At 67.2% G+C, this 15,100-nt stretch carries 10 protein-coding genes and 2 pseudogenes; 6 read left to right on the plus strand and 6 right to left on the minus strand.

Translation table 11 applies throughout. The features are described from left to right. The first annotated feature begins 4 nt into the window (after window positions 1–4). The 4 genes and pseudogenes from OL239_RS05710 (at window position 5) to OL239_RS05725 (ending at window position 6,854) form a co-directional block, all read left to right on the plus strand. Window positions 5–3,321, plus strand: a pseudogene (locus OL239_RS05710) (ATP-dependent helicase). Then, entirely contained in the window at window positions 3,318–5,228 is a 1,911-nt protein-coding gene (locus tag OL239_RS05715) for an ATP-dependent helicase (RefSeq protein WP_268911077.1), read from the plus strand. The pseudogene OL239_RS05710 and the gene OL239_RS05715 overlap by 4 nt, the downstream one beginning before the upstream one ends. Next, window positions 5,177–6,058 carry a 3'-5' exonuclease gene (locus tag OL239_RS05720; protein WP_268911078.1) on the plus strand — a complete coding sequence of 294 codons (882 nt, stop codon included), beginning with the start codon at window positions 5,177–5,179 and terminating at the stop codon, window positions 6,056–6,058. Before OL239_RS05715 ends, OL239_RS05720 begins: the two co-directional genes overlap by 52 nt. A 289-nt stretch (window positions 6,059–6,347) precedes the next feature. Beyond that, window positions 6,348–6,854, plus strand: a complete 507-nt coding sequence (locus OL239_RS05725) for a RecB family exonuclease (RefSeq protein WP_268911079.1) — start codon at window positions 6,348–6,350, stop codon at window positions 6,852–6,854. A gap of 76 nt (window positions 6,855–6,930) precedes the next feature. Here the strand turns inward: OL239_RS05725 and OL239_RS05730 are convergent, their stop codons facing one another. The 4 genes and pseudogenes from OL239_RS05730 to OL239_RS05745 form a co-directional block, all read right to left on the minus strand. Further along, entirely contained in the window at window positions 6,931–7,620 is a 690-nt protein-coding gene (locus OL239_RS05730; RefSeq protein ID WP_268911080.1) for a hypothetical protein, read from the minus strand. Beyond that, window positions 7,617–8,545, minus strand: a pseudogene (locus OL239_RS05735) (ABC transporter ATP-binding protein). Before OL239_RS05735 ends, OL239_RS05730 begins: the two are co-directional and overlap by 4 nt. Then, entirely contained in the window at window positions 8,542–8,928 is a 387-nt protein-coding gene (locus tag OL239_RS05740) for a GntR family transcriptional regulator (protein ID WP_268911081.1), read from the minus strand. The pseudogene OL239_RS05735 and the gene OL239_RS05740 overlap by 4 nt, the downstream one beginning before the upstream one ends. Window positions 8,929–9,701: 773 nt before the next feature. Beyond that, the gene (locus OL239_RS05745) at window positions 9,702–10,700 is read right to left on the minus strand and encodes a macrolide 2'-phosphotransferase (RefSeq protein ID WP_329609357.1); all 999 of its coding nucleotides are present in this window, start codon (window positions 10,698–10,700) and stop codon (window positions 9,702–9,704) included. Between the two features lie 230 nt (window positions 10,701–10,930). Here OL239_RS05745 and nudC point away from each other — a divergent pair, with 230 nt between their 5' ends. Both nudC and OL239_RS05755 read left to right on the plus strand, forming a co-directional pair. Next, window positions 10,931–11,749, plus strand: coding sequence for an NAD(+) diphosphatase (gene nudC, locus OL239_RS05750; RefSeq protein ID WP_329609358.1), 819 nt, complete (start codon window positions 10,931–10,933; stop codon window positions 11,747–11,749). Window positions 11,750–11,801: 52 nt separating this feature from the next. After that, window positions 11,802–13,919, plus strand: coding sequence for an ATP-dependent DNA helicase UvrD2 (locus OL239_RS05755; RefSeq protein ID WP_268911082.1), 2,118 nt, complete (start codon window positions 11,802–11,804; stop codon window positions 13,917–13,919). A 9-nt stretch (window positions 13,920–13,928) separates the two neighbouring features. Here the strand turns inward: OL239_RS05755 and OL239_RS05760 are convergent, their stop codons facing one another. Further along, window positions 13,929–14,672 carry a ThiF family adenylyltransferase gene (locus tag OL239_RS05760; protein WP_268911083.1) on the minus strand — a complete coding sequence of 248 codons (744 nt, stop codon included), beginning with the start codon at window positions 14,670–14,672 and terminating at the stop codon, window positions 13,929–13,931. After that, entirely contained in the window at window positions 14,669–15,001 is a 333-nt protein-coding gene (locus OL239_RS05765) for a hypothetical protein (protein WP_268911084.1), read from the minus strand. The genes OL239_RS05760 and OL239_RS05765 overlap by 4 nt, the downstream gene beginning before the upstream one ends. Window positions 15,002–15,100: the final 99 nt, after the last annotated feature.

Here is a 15,100-nt window from a genome sequence, read left to right on the forward strand (position 1 = left end):
GGGCATGAGCGTAAAACTGCAACTGGTTGGACCGTCGGCCGGAACTGCCCCGGCTCCACAGCTAAGTCCGGACCAGCAGGCCGTCGCAGACCTGCCTGCGGGCAGCGGCCCGGTCCTCGTCCTGGGCGCTCCCGGCACCGGGAAGTCGACAGTGCTGGTGGAAGCTGCCGTCGCCCGGATCAGAGCGGGAATGGACCCGGCCGGGCTCCTGTTGCTTGCCCCCACCCGCCTGGCCGCAGCCGCGCTGCGCGACTCCCTCTCCGCCAGGCTGCAGGGAACACTGAGCACGTCCCCCGCACGCACCTGGGCCTCCTACGCCTTCGACCTGATCCGGCGGGCCAAGGCGGAGGGGAGGCTGCCGTACATTACCCGGCCGCCCAAGCTGCTGTCGGGCGCCGAGCAGGACGTCATTATCAAGGAACTGCTGGAAGGACACGGTCAGCAGGGCGTCCCCGCCCTGCCCTGGCCCGATTCCCTGGGCCTTGCCCTGCCGACCCGCGGTTTCCGGCAGGAGATCCGGCAGCTCTTTGACCGCATCATTGAATACGGGATTTCTGCTGAGCAGGTGGCAGGCCTGGGCCGGCGGCACGGCCGTGAAGACTGGGTGGCGGCAGCGGCCCTGTACGCGGAATACCGGGATGTCCTGGACATCCGCATGCCCGAGGCTTTTGATCCCGCAGGGATCATCACCTCCGCACTGCACATCCTGGAGTCGGATCCGGAGTTCCTCGAAGCGGAACGGGCACGGCTGCAGTTCATCCTCGTGGACGACCTGCAGGAGGCGAATCCCGCCATCCACGCCCTGCTGGGACTGCTCGCCGGAGGACGCGACACCCTTGTGACGGGGTGTCCGGACACGGTGGTGCAGGGCTTCCGCGGTGCCCGCCCGGATTTGCTGGGCAAACTCGCCGACACTTTGGGGGAGGAGCTGCAAACCTTCGTTCTGTCCGAACCGCACCGGCTCAGCGGCTCCGTTGCCGGTGCCTGGCTTCGGACCGCATCCCGGATTTCCGTGGTCGGGCAGCTTCCCCGGTACCGGGCGGCGGTGCTGCCGGCCCCGCCGCAGGAAACCTCCGGAGGGGAGCCGGGGCCGCCGTCCTCCTCCACCGGGCCCGACGCGGCACACGCCGCTGCCCGTGCCGAAGCGCACGTGGTGGATTCGCCCATGCATGAACTGCGCTACATCGCCCAGCGCATCCTCGAAGCCCAGCTGCTGGACGGGCGGAGCCTGGAAGACATTGCCGTGATCGTGCGGACGGGCGGGCAGCTGGCCCGCATCCAGCGCTACCTCAGCGGGCAGGGCATTGCCGTGAAAGTGCCCGTGGCGGAAAAGGCGGTGCGGGATGAAGCTGCCGTGAGGCCGCTGCTGGAGGCGTTCGCCGTGGTCCTGGATCCGGAACTGCTCACCCCCGAAGCTGCGGTCTCGCTGCTGACCTCGCGGATCGGCGGAGCCAGCTCCATTGAGCTGCGCAGGCTCCGCCAGTCGCTGCGCCGAGAGGAAATCCGCGGCGGGGGAGGCCGCACCAGCGACGCCCTGCTGGTGGAGGCCCTGCTTGATCCGCTCTCGCCCAGCGGCCTGACGCTCGCAGGACTGACCTGGGAAGCGCGCTCCGCCCAGCGCACCGCGGCCATGCTGCGGGCCGGACGGGCTGCGGCGGAACAGCCCGGAGCCACCGCCGAAACCGTTCTCTGGGCCCTGTGGTCGGTTTCCGGGTGGTCCAAGAAGTGGGCCGAAACCGCGCTCTCCGGAGGCCCGGCCGGGGCACGGGCGGACCGCGACCTCGACGCGATCATGGCTCTCTTCCAGACGGCTGAACGCTATGTGGACCAGCTGCCCGGTTCCACGCCCGCGCAGTTCCTGGACTACCTGACCAGCTCCGAGCTGCCGATGGATACTCTTGCCGCCCGGGCCCAGCGGCGTGACGCAGTGGAACTGCTCACGCCCGCCAGCGCCGCTGGCCGGGAGTGGCCCATGGTGATCGTTGCCGGCGTGCAGGACGGCGTATGGCCCAACCTGCGCCTGCGCGGCGAACTGCTCGGCAGCGGTGACCTGGTGGCGGCCATCGAGTACGGAGACGGATTCGCCAAACACCGCAGTCCGCAGTCCCTGATGCACGCGATCCGGCATGATGAACTGCGCAGCTTTTCCACCGCCGTCTCCCGTGCCCGCGAGCGGCTGGTGTGCACCGCCGTCTCCTCGGACGACGAGCAGCCTTCGGCGTTCCTGGATCTGGTGGATCCGCTGCCGCCGCAGGCCGTGAAGCGCGAACGCACCGAGGTGCTGCGCCCCCTGACCCTGCGTTCCCTGGTGGCAGAGCTGCGCGCCTATACGCAGCAGGCACAGGAGAAGCCGGAACTGGCCCGCGAAGCGGTGCACCATCTGGGAACGATGCTCAACCATCCCGTGCGGGTCCCCGGCGCCGCGCCGGCGGAGTGGTGGGGGCTTGCGGAGCTGTCCACCGCGGATCCGGTCATTCCCGGGGAAACGCCCATCCCGGTGTCACCGTCCAAGGTCGACGCCGTGCTGAAGTCGCCGCTGAGCTGGTTCGTGTCCGCGGCCGGCGGCGAGCAGGCCACCGACTTCGCCCGTTCCCTGGGGACCCTGGTCCACCAGATTGCACAGGACATGCCCGATGCCTCGGGCGGGGAATACGTCCGTGAACTGGAGCGCCGCTGGCCCGCGCTGGGCATGAAGGACAACTGGGAAGGCAAGCTGGACTTCCGGCGCGCCGAGACCATGGTGCGCAAGCTTGCCGCCTACGTCATCACCATGCGCCAGGAAGGGCGGTCACTGGTGGACGTGGAACGGGACTTTGCCGCCGAAGTGCCGGTGGAAATCCGCGGGCGGGAACGCACGGCTCTGCTCCGGGGCCAGATCGACCGGCTGGAAATCGACGCCGAGGGGCGCCTGTTCATTGTCGATCTCAAAACCGGAAAATCGGCGCCCAAAAAGACGACCTCGAAAAGCACCCCCAGCTGGCGGCTTACCAGGAGGCGGTCCGGGAAGGCGCGGTGAACCGTGACGTCCCGCAGGAGGCAGTTCCGGAAGACGGAGCTGCAGCCATCCGTCCGTCCCGCCCCGGCGGCGCCGCCCTGGTCCAGCTGGGAACCACCAGCAAGTCGGTGGCCGTTCAGCAGCAGCCGCCACTGGATCCTGCGGACACCAGCGCGCGGGACATGGTCCGTGAAGCGGCCGCGCTAATGTCCGACGCGCATTTTGATACCGTCCATGACCCCACCCGCAGCGGGTTTGGCGGCCACGGCTGCCGGCTCCCCGAAATCTGCCCGCTGTGCCCCGAAGGAAAGCAGGTCACCGAATGAGTGCCTCCCTGACCGAAACGCTTGCCCCCGGGACTCCTCCGGCTCCGCGCTACTCCGCCCGGGAACTTGCAGAGATGCTGCACACGGATCCGGCAAATCCCGTCCAGTACCCCACGCCGGACCAGATCGGGATCATCGAGGCACCTCTGGAGCCGCTGCTGGTCATTGCCGGCGCAGGCTCAGGGAAAACGAAGACCATGGCTGACCGGGTGGTCTGGCTGGTGGCCAACCAGCTGGTGCGCCCGGAACAAATCCTGGGTGTGACCTTCACCCGCAAGGCGGCCGGCGAACTGGACAGCCGCATCCGCCAGCGGCTGGACCTGCTGTACCGGGTCCAGGCTGCGGGCACCGCTGATCCGGGCCTGATTCCGCCCGGCAGCGGGCCCGATGTATCGGAGGACGCCAGACTGGATCCGGCGGTCTCCACCTACCATTCCTACGCCAACGGCATCGTCAACGATTACGGCCTGCGCCTGGGCGTGGAACGTGATTCGGTCATGCTCGGCGGCGCCCAGTCCTGGCAGCTCGCCACCGAGGTTGTCGAGGCCTACGCCGGCGACTTTGAACATTTCACCGCCGCGAAATCCACCCTGGTCAACGGCGTCCTGCAGATGGCCGGTGAATGCGCTGAACACCTCACCAGCCCGGCGGAGGTGCGGGCACACCTGGCCGAACACCTGGAGGCCGTCACCCGGCTGCCGTACCTGGCGGGCAAGCCCAAGGCAGCCACTGCGGCCGTGCAGAAACTGATGGACCGGCTCCGCACCCGCATTTCCGTCACCGAGCTCGTCGAAGCGTACCGGCGTGCAAAGTTCGAGCGCCGGCAGCTGGACTTCGGCGACCTGGTGGAAATGGCCGCCACGATCGCCGCCACCATCCCCGAGGCCGTGGAGATGGAACGGGCCAAGTACAAAGTGGTGCTGCTGGATGAATTCCAGGACACCTCCCACGCCCAGATGGTGCTCTTCTCCCAGCTTTTCGGTGACGGCCGCGCCGTCACCGCGGTCGGCGACCCGCACCAGTCCATTTACGGCTTCCGCGGCGCCTCTGCCGGCCAGCTGGGCACGTTCCGCGACCAGTTTCCGCTGTTCCTTCCGGACGGCACGCGTGCGCTGGCGCCCGTCGCCAACCTTTCCGTCGCCTGGCGCAACTCCACGTCCATCCTGGCCGCCGCCAATACCGTGTCCGCGCCCCTGAACAGCACTGCGCCGTGGCTGACCCGGCAGCGGCTCCCGCATGTTCCCGAACTGCAGGCCAAGCCCAAGGCACCGGTGGGGGAGGTCCTGCTGGGCCGCTACCTGACGGATGTGTCAGTTGCGGGAGAAGACGGGACCGACGGCATCCTGGGAGAAGCCGACGCGGTGGCCGACCAGGTGCAGTGGTACCGGACCCCGCGGCCCGGCTGGGCCGGATTTGAAACCGACGACGCCGGCAAGCCGCTGCAGCCCACCGTGGCCGTGCTGTGCCGCGGACGCAAGCAGTTCGGCCCAATCCGGGAGGCGCTGGAAGCGCGCGGCATACCGGTGCAGATTGTTGGACTCGGCGGATTGCTGTCAACCCCTGAAGTGGTGGACGTACTGGCAGTGCTTCGGGTGCTCGGGGACCCCGGCCGCTCGGATTCCATGCTGCGGATCCTGGCCGGGGCGCGCTGGCGGATCGGGCCGGCGGATCTGATGGCGCTGGCGGACTGGTCCCGGCACTTGGTCCGGGTCCGCGAACGGGCGGTGTCCGTTGCCGATGCCGCCGATGTCCACCGGCCGGACGAGGAGCAGGACGGTGCCGGGTCCGTGGTGGAGGCGGATATGGCCGAAGCCGGGTCACTGGTGGAAGCCGTTGACTCCCTGCCGCGTCCGGAGTGGGTCTCCAGCTCCGGACGATCGCCTCGCCGGAAGGGCTGCGCCGGCTGAAACTGCTGCGCGACGAGCTGCGGGACCTGCGGAGCTTTGTCGGAGAAGACCTGACCACGCTGATCGGCGAAGTCGAGCGCCGCATCCTGCTGGACATCGAAGCAGCCGCGAAGCCCGGTGTCTCCATCCATGAGTCGCGCCGGAACCTCGACGCCTTTATCGACGCTGCGGCAACCTTCAGCTCTTCCAGTGAACGGGTGGACCTCACGGCCTTCCTGGCCTGGCTGGAAGCCGCCAACGACGAGGAAAACGGACTGCCCGTCACCCAGCTGGAGGCCAGCCGCGAGGCCGTGCAGCTGCTGACCGTCCACGCGTCCAAGGGACTGGAATGGGACGTTGTGGTGGTGCCTGGCCTGAATGAGGGCCAGTTCCCCAACGACCGTGACTCCCGCTGGAGCAGCGGCGAGGGATCCATTCCCTGGCCCCTGCGCGGCGATGCGCCCGACCTCCCGCAGTGGGACTGGGAGCAGGAGGACCAAAAGGGCTGGGTGGACAGCGAGAAACTCTTCAGCGAGGACGCGCGCGGTCATGCCGAGCGCGAGGAACGCCGCCTCGCCTACGTGGCCTTCACCCGCGCAAAGTACGTCCTGATCTGCACCTCCAGCGTGTGGGGCGGCGGACGGTCCAAGCCGACTGCGGTTTCCCGCTACCTGCAGGACCTCTACGACCTGGGGCAGCAGGCGCCGCAGGCTTTACGCTCCTGTCCTGGGTGCAGTCCGGTGACGAAGGCGACAGCAACCCGGCTAATGCCGATGTGCGCCGGGCCAGCTGGCCGATCGATCCCCTGGGCGGCCGGCGCGCGGCTGTGGAGGCCGCCGCTGCCGCAGTGATGGAAGCGGCGGCCCGTCAGGCGGGCCGGGTCGGGCAGGCTGAAATCGATATCCTGACCGGTGCCGAGGGACTGGAAGCGGAAGGCCCCCACGAGTCCTCTCCGGGGGTGTTTGAGCCCACGCGCTGGGCCCGGGAAGTGGAGCTGGTCCTGGCCCGGCACCATCCGCCGAACCAGGTGGTGGAGGTTGAACTGCCCGCCCATATCTCCGCCTCCCTGCTGGTTGACCTGAAAGATGATCCGGAGGAGGTCACCCGGCAGCTGCGGCGCCCGTTCCGCGGGAGCCGGGCATGGCCGCACGCAAGGGCACGGCCTTCCATGCCTGGGTCGAGGAGTTCTTCGGGACCAGCGGGATGCTGGACATCGATGAACACCCCGGAGCAGCCGACGCCTACGTGGACGAGGCTTACCAGCTGGAGGAAATGATCGCCACCTTCGAGGCATCCCCCTGGGCGCAGCGGACTCCGGCCTTCATCGAAGTGCCCGTCGAGACCCGCGTGGACGCCGTCGTGGTGCGCGGCCGCATCGACGCCGTCTTCCAGGACGCCGACGGTACGTGGGACCTGATCGACTGGAAAACAGGAGCTCCGCCCTCCAAAGACAAGCTGGACGTCAGGGCAGTGCAACTGGCGGTGTACCGGCTGGCGTGGGCACGGTTGAAGCAAGTGCCGCTGGAGAAGGTCAACGCGGCTTTCTACTACGTGGCGGCGGACAAGCTGATCCGTCCCTTCAACCTGCTGGGGGAAAAGGAACTCGAGGACATCATCCGCGCGGCCAACTCCCCGGTCCGGGACTGATCCCTGACCACAGAAGTGCCGCCGGCCCGAAGAGGACGGCGGCATTTTTGCTCTGCCTGCAGGAGAACGGATCTGCTCAGGGAGTGGCCCGGCGAAGGGTCCCGTAAGAACCCGCCGCCAGCACTGCGCCGCCCAGCAGGAGCCAGCCTGTCAGTGTGAGAGGTGTCAGCTGGACAAACCAGGCTCCCACGGCTGCCCAGGAGTCCGTCCAGGTTGCAGATGCCACGGCCCCCAAAAGAATCACTGCGAACCCTATAAGGGCAACTATCAGGCCGGTGGTGCGCCACCGCTTGTAGACCGTGGCAAACCAGAAGCCGAACATAAACAGCAGGGTCGACAGTGCGAAGTAGAGCAGGATCTGCGCATACCAGGCAGACTCCGCGATCCAGGGAATCGCGAAGATGGCGCCGTTCACGCCCCACCCGTTGGTGGCCTCCTCCACCAAGCCGAGGAGCCAGTAGAGCACACCGAGTCCCAGGGCCATTACTGCGAACAGGCCCAGGGTTCCAATGTAGAAAGAGCGCCGGCTGACGCTCATGGCCTGTGAGAACGGAAAGGTCAGGGTCAGCGCCTGCACCCCGATGCCGAGAAAATACCACATGACGGCCTGACCCGAGAGCGCCATCCGGATGCCGCCGGTGTCAGGTATAACCGCCAGAATCGCCACTGCGATGAGCGTGGAGGAGACGAGGATGATCGCTGGAATTCCGAGGAAAATCCATTTGTTGAGCAGCTGCATGCGAGCCACTGCCAGCGGCCGGTTCATCGCAGCACCTCCAGATTCTGGTTGTCGGCATCGTCCCGGAAACCGGGGCCTTCATTTGCTTTGAGGGTTCTCCGGACAATCAGCTGCTGCAGCGAGACCGGCGCAAGCTCCAGCCCCAGAGTCCGCGCGAGCGCACGGTCCTCCGCGGTTAGTGTGCTGTCCACTGTTACCGAGGCAAGTGCTCCCAGCGAATCCCGGTGCAGCACGGGCCGTTCACCACAAAATTTCTCCACTGCGGCGGAGGAGCCGGCAACGGCGAAAGCGGATCCTGTGATGGCTTCCACCTCGTCGTCCATAATGATGCGGCCATGGTCGATGACGATCACATGTTCCAGCAGGTTTGCCACTTCGTCGATCAGATGGGAGGAAAGGACGATGGTCCGGGGATGGTCGGCGAAGTCGGTCAGCAGCCGGTCGTAGAAGAGCTGACGCGCCACGGCATCCAGACCGAGGTAGGGCTCGTCAAAAAATGTCAGTTCGGCGCGGGACGCCAGACCGATGATGACTCCGACGGCCGAGAGCTGGCCGCGTGAGAGTTTCTTGATCCGGTGCTTTTCGGAGCGGGGAGCTGGAAGTCGGATAACAGAACATCCGCCAGGTCCCTGTCCCAGTTCGGAAAGAAGAGCGCCGCTGCATCCAGGGCGTTGCGGATGGTGAAATCATCAGGATATTTCTGCGACTCGCGGACAAAGCAGATCCGGGAGAGGACCTGCTCATTCTCGAAGGGATGTGCACCAAAGATCCGGACGTCCCCGGAGCTGGCGAACTCCTGTGCGGTGAGGATGGACATCAGAGTGGTTTTTCCGGCTCCGTTGCGGCCCAGCAGGCCGTAAATGCGGTTGGCCGCCAAAGAGAGGGTGACATTGTCCAGCGCCAGCTGATCTCGGTAGCGGCGTGTGAGGTTGCGGGTTTCTACGACGGTCATGGTGCCGGGGTCCCTTCGTGTTCGACGGCACTGCGGTGAATGAGCTCGGATAATTCCTCGACGCCGATGCCCAGCTTTCGCGCTTCATCGGCGACGGGTTGTACGTACTGGCGGTAGAACTGTTCACGCCGCTTGGTCAGCACGACGGCGCGGGCTCCGGGCGCAACGAACATTCCGATGCCGCGCCGTTTATACAGAAGCCCCTCGTCGACCAGCAGGTTGACACCTTTGGCTGCAGTCGCCGGATTGATCCGGTAAAAGGCAGCGAATTCATTGGTGGAGGGAACCTGGGTTTCCTCCGGGAGGACACCAGCCAAAATGTCCCCTTCGATGCGCTCGGCTATCTGCACAAAGATGGGGCGGGTGTCATCGAAAACGTTCACGGGAGCCTGCGGATCATGAGCTGCCTCGGTTCACTCAGAGCGGACCGGCGAAGCGCCTTATCCGGTTGGTTGGTTGGTTGGTGGTGTAACTAACCATAGAACCGGGCCGGCCAAATGGCAAGCAGACAAGAGTCAGCGAGGCAGCGAGGAAGGGGGCCGGGAGGCAGGGAGGAAGGGGGCCGGGAGGCAGGGAGGAAGGGGGGCCGGGAGGCAGAGAGGAAGGGGGCCGGGAGGAAGGAGGGGCCGGGAAGAAGGAGGGGCCGGGAGGCGAGAGGCGCTGGGCAGGGAAGCAGGAGGAATGGGCGCGGAGGGAGGGCAGGCGGGGTCAGCCTGCAAACCCGTGTCTTCACCGAAGCGGGGCTTGGCCGGAACAGATAAGAGGCAGGTGCCGGGCGGGAGGGGCGACTGCCCTCTCATGCGTCCGTTACGGCTGCTGCTTGGACTGCTTCTTGTCCAGCGGTCCGGGCTTCTTCTTTTCGGGTCCGGGCGTCTGCGGCTTTCCCGGGGCTGATTCTCCCTTTGCCGGACGCTCCGTTGAGCTTTTCCGTGCCCGGGGCCCTCTGTCAGGACCGTAACCGCCGCGATGGCGCCGGTCTCATCGGTGACTGGCGGTTTCGCTCCCGCGGGAGCGACCGGGTCAGCTGCAATGGGGGTGACAGTGACACGTGAGGATCCGGCGCTCACCGTACCGCTGACCGTGGGGCTCTTGGCCGGAGCCGGATGAGAAGCCGGCAGCACCAAGGCCGGGGCGGCGGTGGAGGCGGTGTCGGCGTTTACTGCCGCGGTTTTTCTGCCGCGGCGACAGCAGCCCTCTCGGCGGCAGCTGCGGCTGCTGCTGCCTCGGCCTTTGCTGCGGCGTCCTGCTCCAGGATGTCTGCTTCCAAAGTGGCCAGCATTTCCTCGGCTTCGGCGATCATCACCGGGTTCTCGGCGGCAACGCCGCGCACGAGCCACTGCGCCAGGGCGAACTCGGCGGAGAGCGCTGCCCGGCGGATCAGGTGCGGATCAGGCGTTTCGGTGCGGGCAGCGTTGTATGCCGCCTGCACAGCCTCGGTAAAGGCGGGGTCGTTGGCGGCGACCAGCCAGGCGAAGTCATCCGCCGGGTCGCCGATGCGAAGATCCGTCCAGCCGGTGACCGCGCTGATCCGTCCGTTGGAAACCAGGAGGTTGTCTTCGTGCAGATCCCCGTGCACCACCGAGGGATTGAAACGCCACAGCGTAACGTCCTCGAGGGCATGCTCCCAGCGGCGCAGCAGCACCGGCGGAATTTTGCCGGTGGTGGCGGCCTGGTCCAGTTCGTTGAGCTTGCGCTGCCGGAATTCGTTGGCCGAGTAGCTGGGCAAATCGGCGTCGTTCACCAGGTCCTGCGGCAGGCCGTGGATGGCGGCCATGGCCCGGCCGACTTCTCCGGGCAGCGCTCCGCCTTCAGCGACCAGGGAATCAATATCCCGCGTGGAGCCGGGCAGATGGGAGTAGACAAAGGTGCACAGGTCACCCTGGCGGACGGTTCCGGCCACGTGCGGAAGAGCGAACGGAAGCTCTGCCCGTACTGCCGGCACGAAAGCCCGCAGTACCAGGAGTTCCGTTTCCAGCCTCATGCTGGCGTCAACATGCCTGGGGGAGCGTACCCGCCACTGTTTTCCTGCTTCGTCAACCAGCACGGCGGCGTCGAAGTCCGCGGCGTCGTCGGGGGAGCCGGCGACGCCGGTGGGGGCCAGCCCGGGGACGGCGGCGCTGGCCATTGCGGCCAATTCCATGGGGGTGCGTTTCACATCTTCAACCGTAGAGGTAGATGTGTTCCTAATAACCATAGGCTGGCGGCGAGTCGCCGGATGCGTGAGCAATAACTCAGCCCGGGCACGCGGTCCTGTTCCAACTACAGGTTGGGGGTGCGAGTCAGTACGGTAGAGGCATGAGCAGCCCAGTACCGGTAGCAGTTGTACCCCCTCTTGGAATTTTGCCGCTGGCCCGTACCGCAGTTGACCGCGGATCGGACCGGCGCATGGCGGCGGACCTGTTCGAGCAGATCCGCGCCAACCCGGGTACCCGCGTGATGTATATGGCCGGAGGCAAGGCCCTCATCAACGACACCGAGGTTGTGCTGGCATCCGGTGCCGAGACAGGATTCGGTGACGCCCCCGTGTACCTGGGCCGCACCCTGGCACCGGCACAGGAACCGGAAGGCACCGACGTCGTGCTGGTCACCCTCGGGGAGGAAGACCCGCTGCTGGAAACCGGCGGAGCCCGCTGGGCATCGCTGCGGGAGGTCGCAGTCCTGCTCGGCGAGCTCGACGCCGCCCTGTTCGTGCAGGCTGCGGCCGTCTCCAACTGGCATGCCGTGCATACGCACTGCCCGCGCTGCGGTGCCCCCACAGTGCCGGAGCAGGGCGGCTGGGTCCGCCGCTGCACCGAGGACGGAAGCCAGCACTTTCCGCGTACGGATCCGGCCATCATCGTTGCCGTGACCGACCCCGAGGACCGCATCCTGCTTGGCTCGGCCGCAGCCTGGAAGGGCAACCGTTACTCCACGCTCGCCGGGTTCGTGGAGCCCGGAGAGTCGCTTGAGGGGGCCGTCATCCGCGAGGTCGCCGAGGAATCCGGGCTGGTGGTCCACTCGCCGCAGTATCTGGGGTCTCAGCCCTGGCCGTTCCCGTGTTCGCTGATGCTGGGCTTCACCGCCCGAACCGAGAACCCCTCAGCGGCGGTGCACGACGGCGTCGAAATTTCCGACGTCCGCTGGTTTACCCGGACGAGCTGCGCGATGCCGTTGCCGGCGGCGAAATCACCATCGCCAGCGGCATCTCCATCGCCCGGAACCTGATCGAACGCTGGTACGGAGGGCCGATCGCCGAACCGGAGCCCGAGGACCGGGCATGAGCGGTAACTCCGCGGAGGCACGGATTCTTGCCGGACTGGACGATGAACAGCGCGAAGTCGCGACGTCCCTGACCGGGCCGCTCTGCGTACTCGCCGGAGCGGGCACCGGCAAGACCCGGGCCATTACGCACCGCATGGCCTACGGCGTACACACCGGCGTCTACAAGCCGCAGCGCGTGCTCGCTGTGACCTTCACCGCCCGGGCAGCGGCGGAAATGCGCACCAGGCTGCGGGATCTCGGTGCCGGCGGGGTGCAGGCGAAGACCTTCCACGCTGCAGCGCTCAAGCAGCTGCAGTACTTCTGGCCGCAGACAGTCGGCGGACAGCTCCCGGATCTGCTCAGCCACAAGGCGCAGTTCATTGCCGAAGCCGCCCGCCGCCTGCGCCTGTCCACCGACCGCGCCGCAATCCGCGACGTTGCCGCCGAAATCGAGTGGGCCAAGGTCTCCATGCTCACTCCGGAAAGCTATGTTTCCGCGGCCAAGGGCCGTGACGCCCCGGCCGGTTTCGACCTCATCACCATCTCGCGCATCTTCCAGGCCTACGAAGACGTCAAGGTGGACCGCAACGTCATCGACTTCGAAGATGTCCTGCTGATTACCGTGGGCATCCTGCAGGAGGACGCCCGGGTGGCGGCAACCGTGCGGGACCAGTACCGGCACTTCGTCGTGGACGAGTACCAGGACGTCTCTCCGCTGCAGCAGCGGCTGCTGGATTTGTGGCTGGGCGGCCGGGATGAGCTGTGCGTGGTGGGCGATTCGAGCCAGACCATCTACTCCTTCACCGGTGCCACGTCCAAGCACCTGCTGGGGTTCCCCTCGCGTTTTCCCGAGGCACCGATCGTCAAGCTGGTGCGGGACTACCGTTCCACGCCGCAGGTGGTGGGGCTGGCCAACCGGATCCTCGCCGCCCGAACCGCCGAAGGCGAGCGCTCGCGGTTTGCCCCGCCCTGGCCCAAGCCGCTGGAACTCATTGCCCAGCGCCCCGCCGGCCCCGAGCCCACCTTCACCGAATGCGCGGACGACGACGCCGAGGCAGCCTCTGTGGCCGAACGCATCAAGGCACTGATTGGCGACGGCGTGCAGCCGGCCGAAATTGCGATCCTGTTCCGTACCAACGGACAGTCCCAGGCCTATGAACAGGCGCTAACCTCCGCCGGGATCGGATACCAGCTGCGCGGCGGGGAGCGGTTCTTTGCCCGGCGCGAAGTCCGTGACGCCATCGCCCAGCTCCGGGCGGCATCCAGGGCGGTCGGCAACGATCCGGTGCCGCAGCTGGTCCGTGACATCCTGGTGTCCCTGGGCTACAGCCCCGAGGCGCCGGCCGGCGGCGGCGCCGTCCGGGAAAAGTGGGAGTCGCTGGCGGCGCTGGTGGCACTGGCCGATGAGCTGCACACCGCGCGAACGCAGGATCCCGATTCCATCTTTACCCTGATAGATTTTGTTGCCGAGCTTGACGAGCGGGCCGCGTCCCAGCACGCTCCCACCGTCCAGGGTGTCACCCTGGCGTCACTGCACTCGGCCAAGGGCCTGGAATGGGACGCAGTGTTCCTCGTCGGGCTCAGCGAGGGATTGATGCCGATTTCCTTCGCGGACACCCCCGAGGCCGTGGATGAAGAGCGGCGGCTCCTGTATGTGGGGATCACGCGCGCCCGGGAGCATTTACATCTGTCCTGGTCCACGGCCCGGACCCCCGGCGGCCGGGCGAACCGCAAGCCGTCCCGCTTCCTGGACGGGCTGCGCCCGCAGACGGCCCGCGACGCACAGCGCCCAACGGCGCCGAAGGCGGCATCACGCCGCAAGGCCGCCGGCCCGGCCAAGTGCCGGGTTTGCGGCACGCTGCTGACCACCGGATCCGAACGCAAGGTGGGACGCTGTGCCGAGTGCCCGGTGACCTATGAGGAAAGCACCTTCGACGCCCTGCGGGAATGGCGCCGTGCAGCGGCGTCCGAAGCCGGCGTCCCGGCCTTCGTCGTCTTCACCGATTCCACCCTGGTGGCCATCGCCGAGGACCGCCCGCCGTCATTGAACCGGCTGGCCACCCTCCCCGGCGTTGGTCCCTCGAAGCTGGAACGCTATGGTGAGGCCGTTTTGCGGGTGCTGGCGGATAACTAGGGCAATTTCTCAGGACGCCTGGGCCGGAGAACCCTGCTGCTGCAGCCGGCAGCCGCAGTCCGGATGGAAGGATAGCTGTTTAGGTCCGACGTACCCGTCCGCAGCCCGCAGCACCAGCACAGCCGACCAGGTGGCCGGCTGGACTACGCCGTCCAAAAACGCGAGCACCTGCCCCGCGGCAACTCCGGCGGCGACAACCGCGCCGGAGGTTTCCTCTCCCGCCGGCGCGGCATCGAAGTGCTGCCGTCCCAGCGCTTCCGCCGCGGTATACCAGGTGCTGTCGCCGTCGGCCAGCTGCCGGTCCAGGCATTCTAGGCATGGTGTCAGGCCGGGAACAACCAGCGGACCGACGTCGACGCCGGCTTCCTGGACAGTGACCGCGAGATGGGGTTGTTCACTTGCCTGGGTTCCCGCCGTGCGTCCCGCAATAGGCGGTGTACCCACCCATACTGCCAAATCCACGTGTGACCGCCGCGGGCCGGAACCTTCGACACCGCCGGACAGGAGGACCTGAACGGTGGGATCCAGCCGGAAAATGTGCCGCTTGACCGCCTGTGCACGGTGCATCCCCTGATCCGTCAGGGGATAGCCCGGCCCCACATCGGACGGGAGGACCACTCCCGGATCCGACAGCACCAGGGTTCCCACCCCGGCGCCGGCCAGGGTTTGGGCGAGCACCGACCCGATGCGGCCGAGTCCGTTAATTTCAACTGCGGAGCGGGAGCGGCGCCGAAGGATGACGGAGCCGTTCAAGCCGTACGCAGCCGAGAGCCGGTCACTGTCCCGGCGCAGGCGTTCCAGGCGCAGTGCCGGAACCGCGGGCTCGGCCTGGCCGGCCGTGTCCGGAAAGGGAGGAGTACCGGGGACAGTGCCTGGGTGAGGGCCCGCGCCCGCTGCGGCGGAACATCATGGCGGCGTCCTTCGGACGCTTCCAAGCCGTCGGGGAGGCCGTCGCGAAGGGCGGAGAGAAAGGCAAGGTCGCTTTCCCGCAGTCCCCGCAGGACCAGGGCATCCGGGCCCAGCCCGAACTGCCGGGCCGAAGCCGAGAGCGCCAGGACATGGAGTCCGGGATTGATCCGCATCGGAAACCTCCTGCGTATAGGGACGGCCTGCGAAGCCATCTTGGCACGTACCGTTCGGCGGGGCCGGGGTTATCCACAGGGGCAGGCCAGGCACCTCGG

The organism is Arthrobacter sp. ATA002, from assembly GCF_026898095.1.
GTDB lineage: Bacteria > Actinomycetota > Actinomycetes > Actinomycetales > Micrococcaceae > Arthrobacter_B.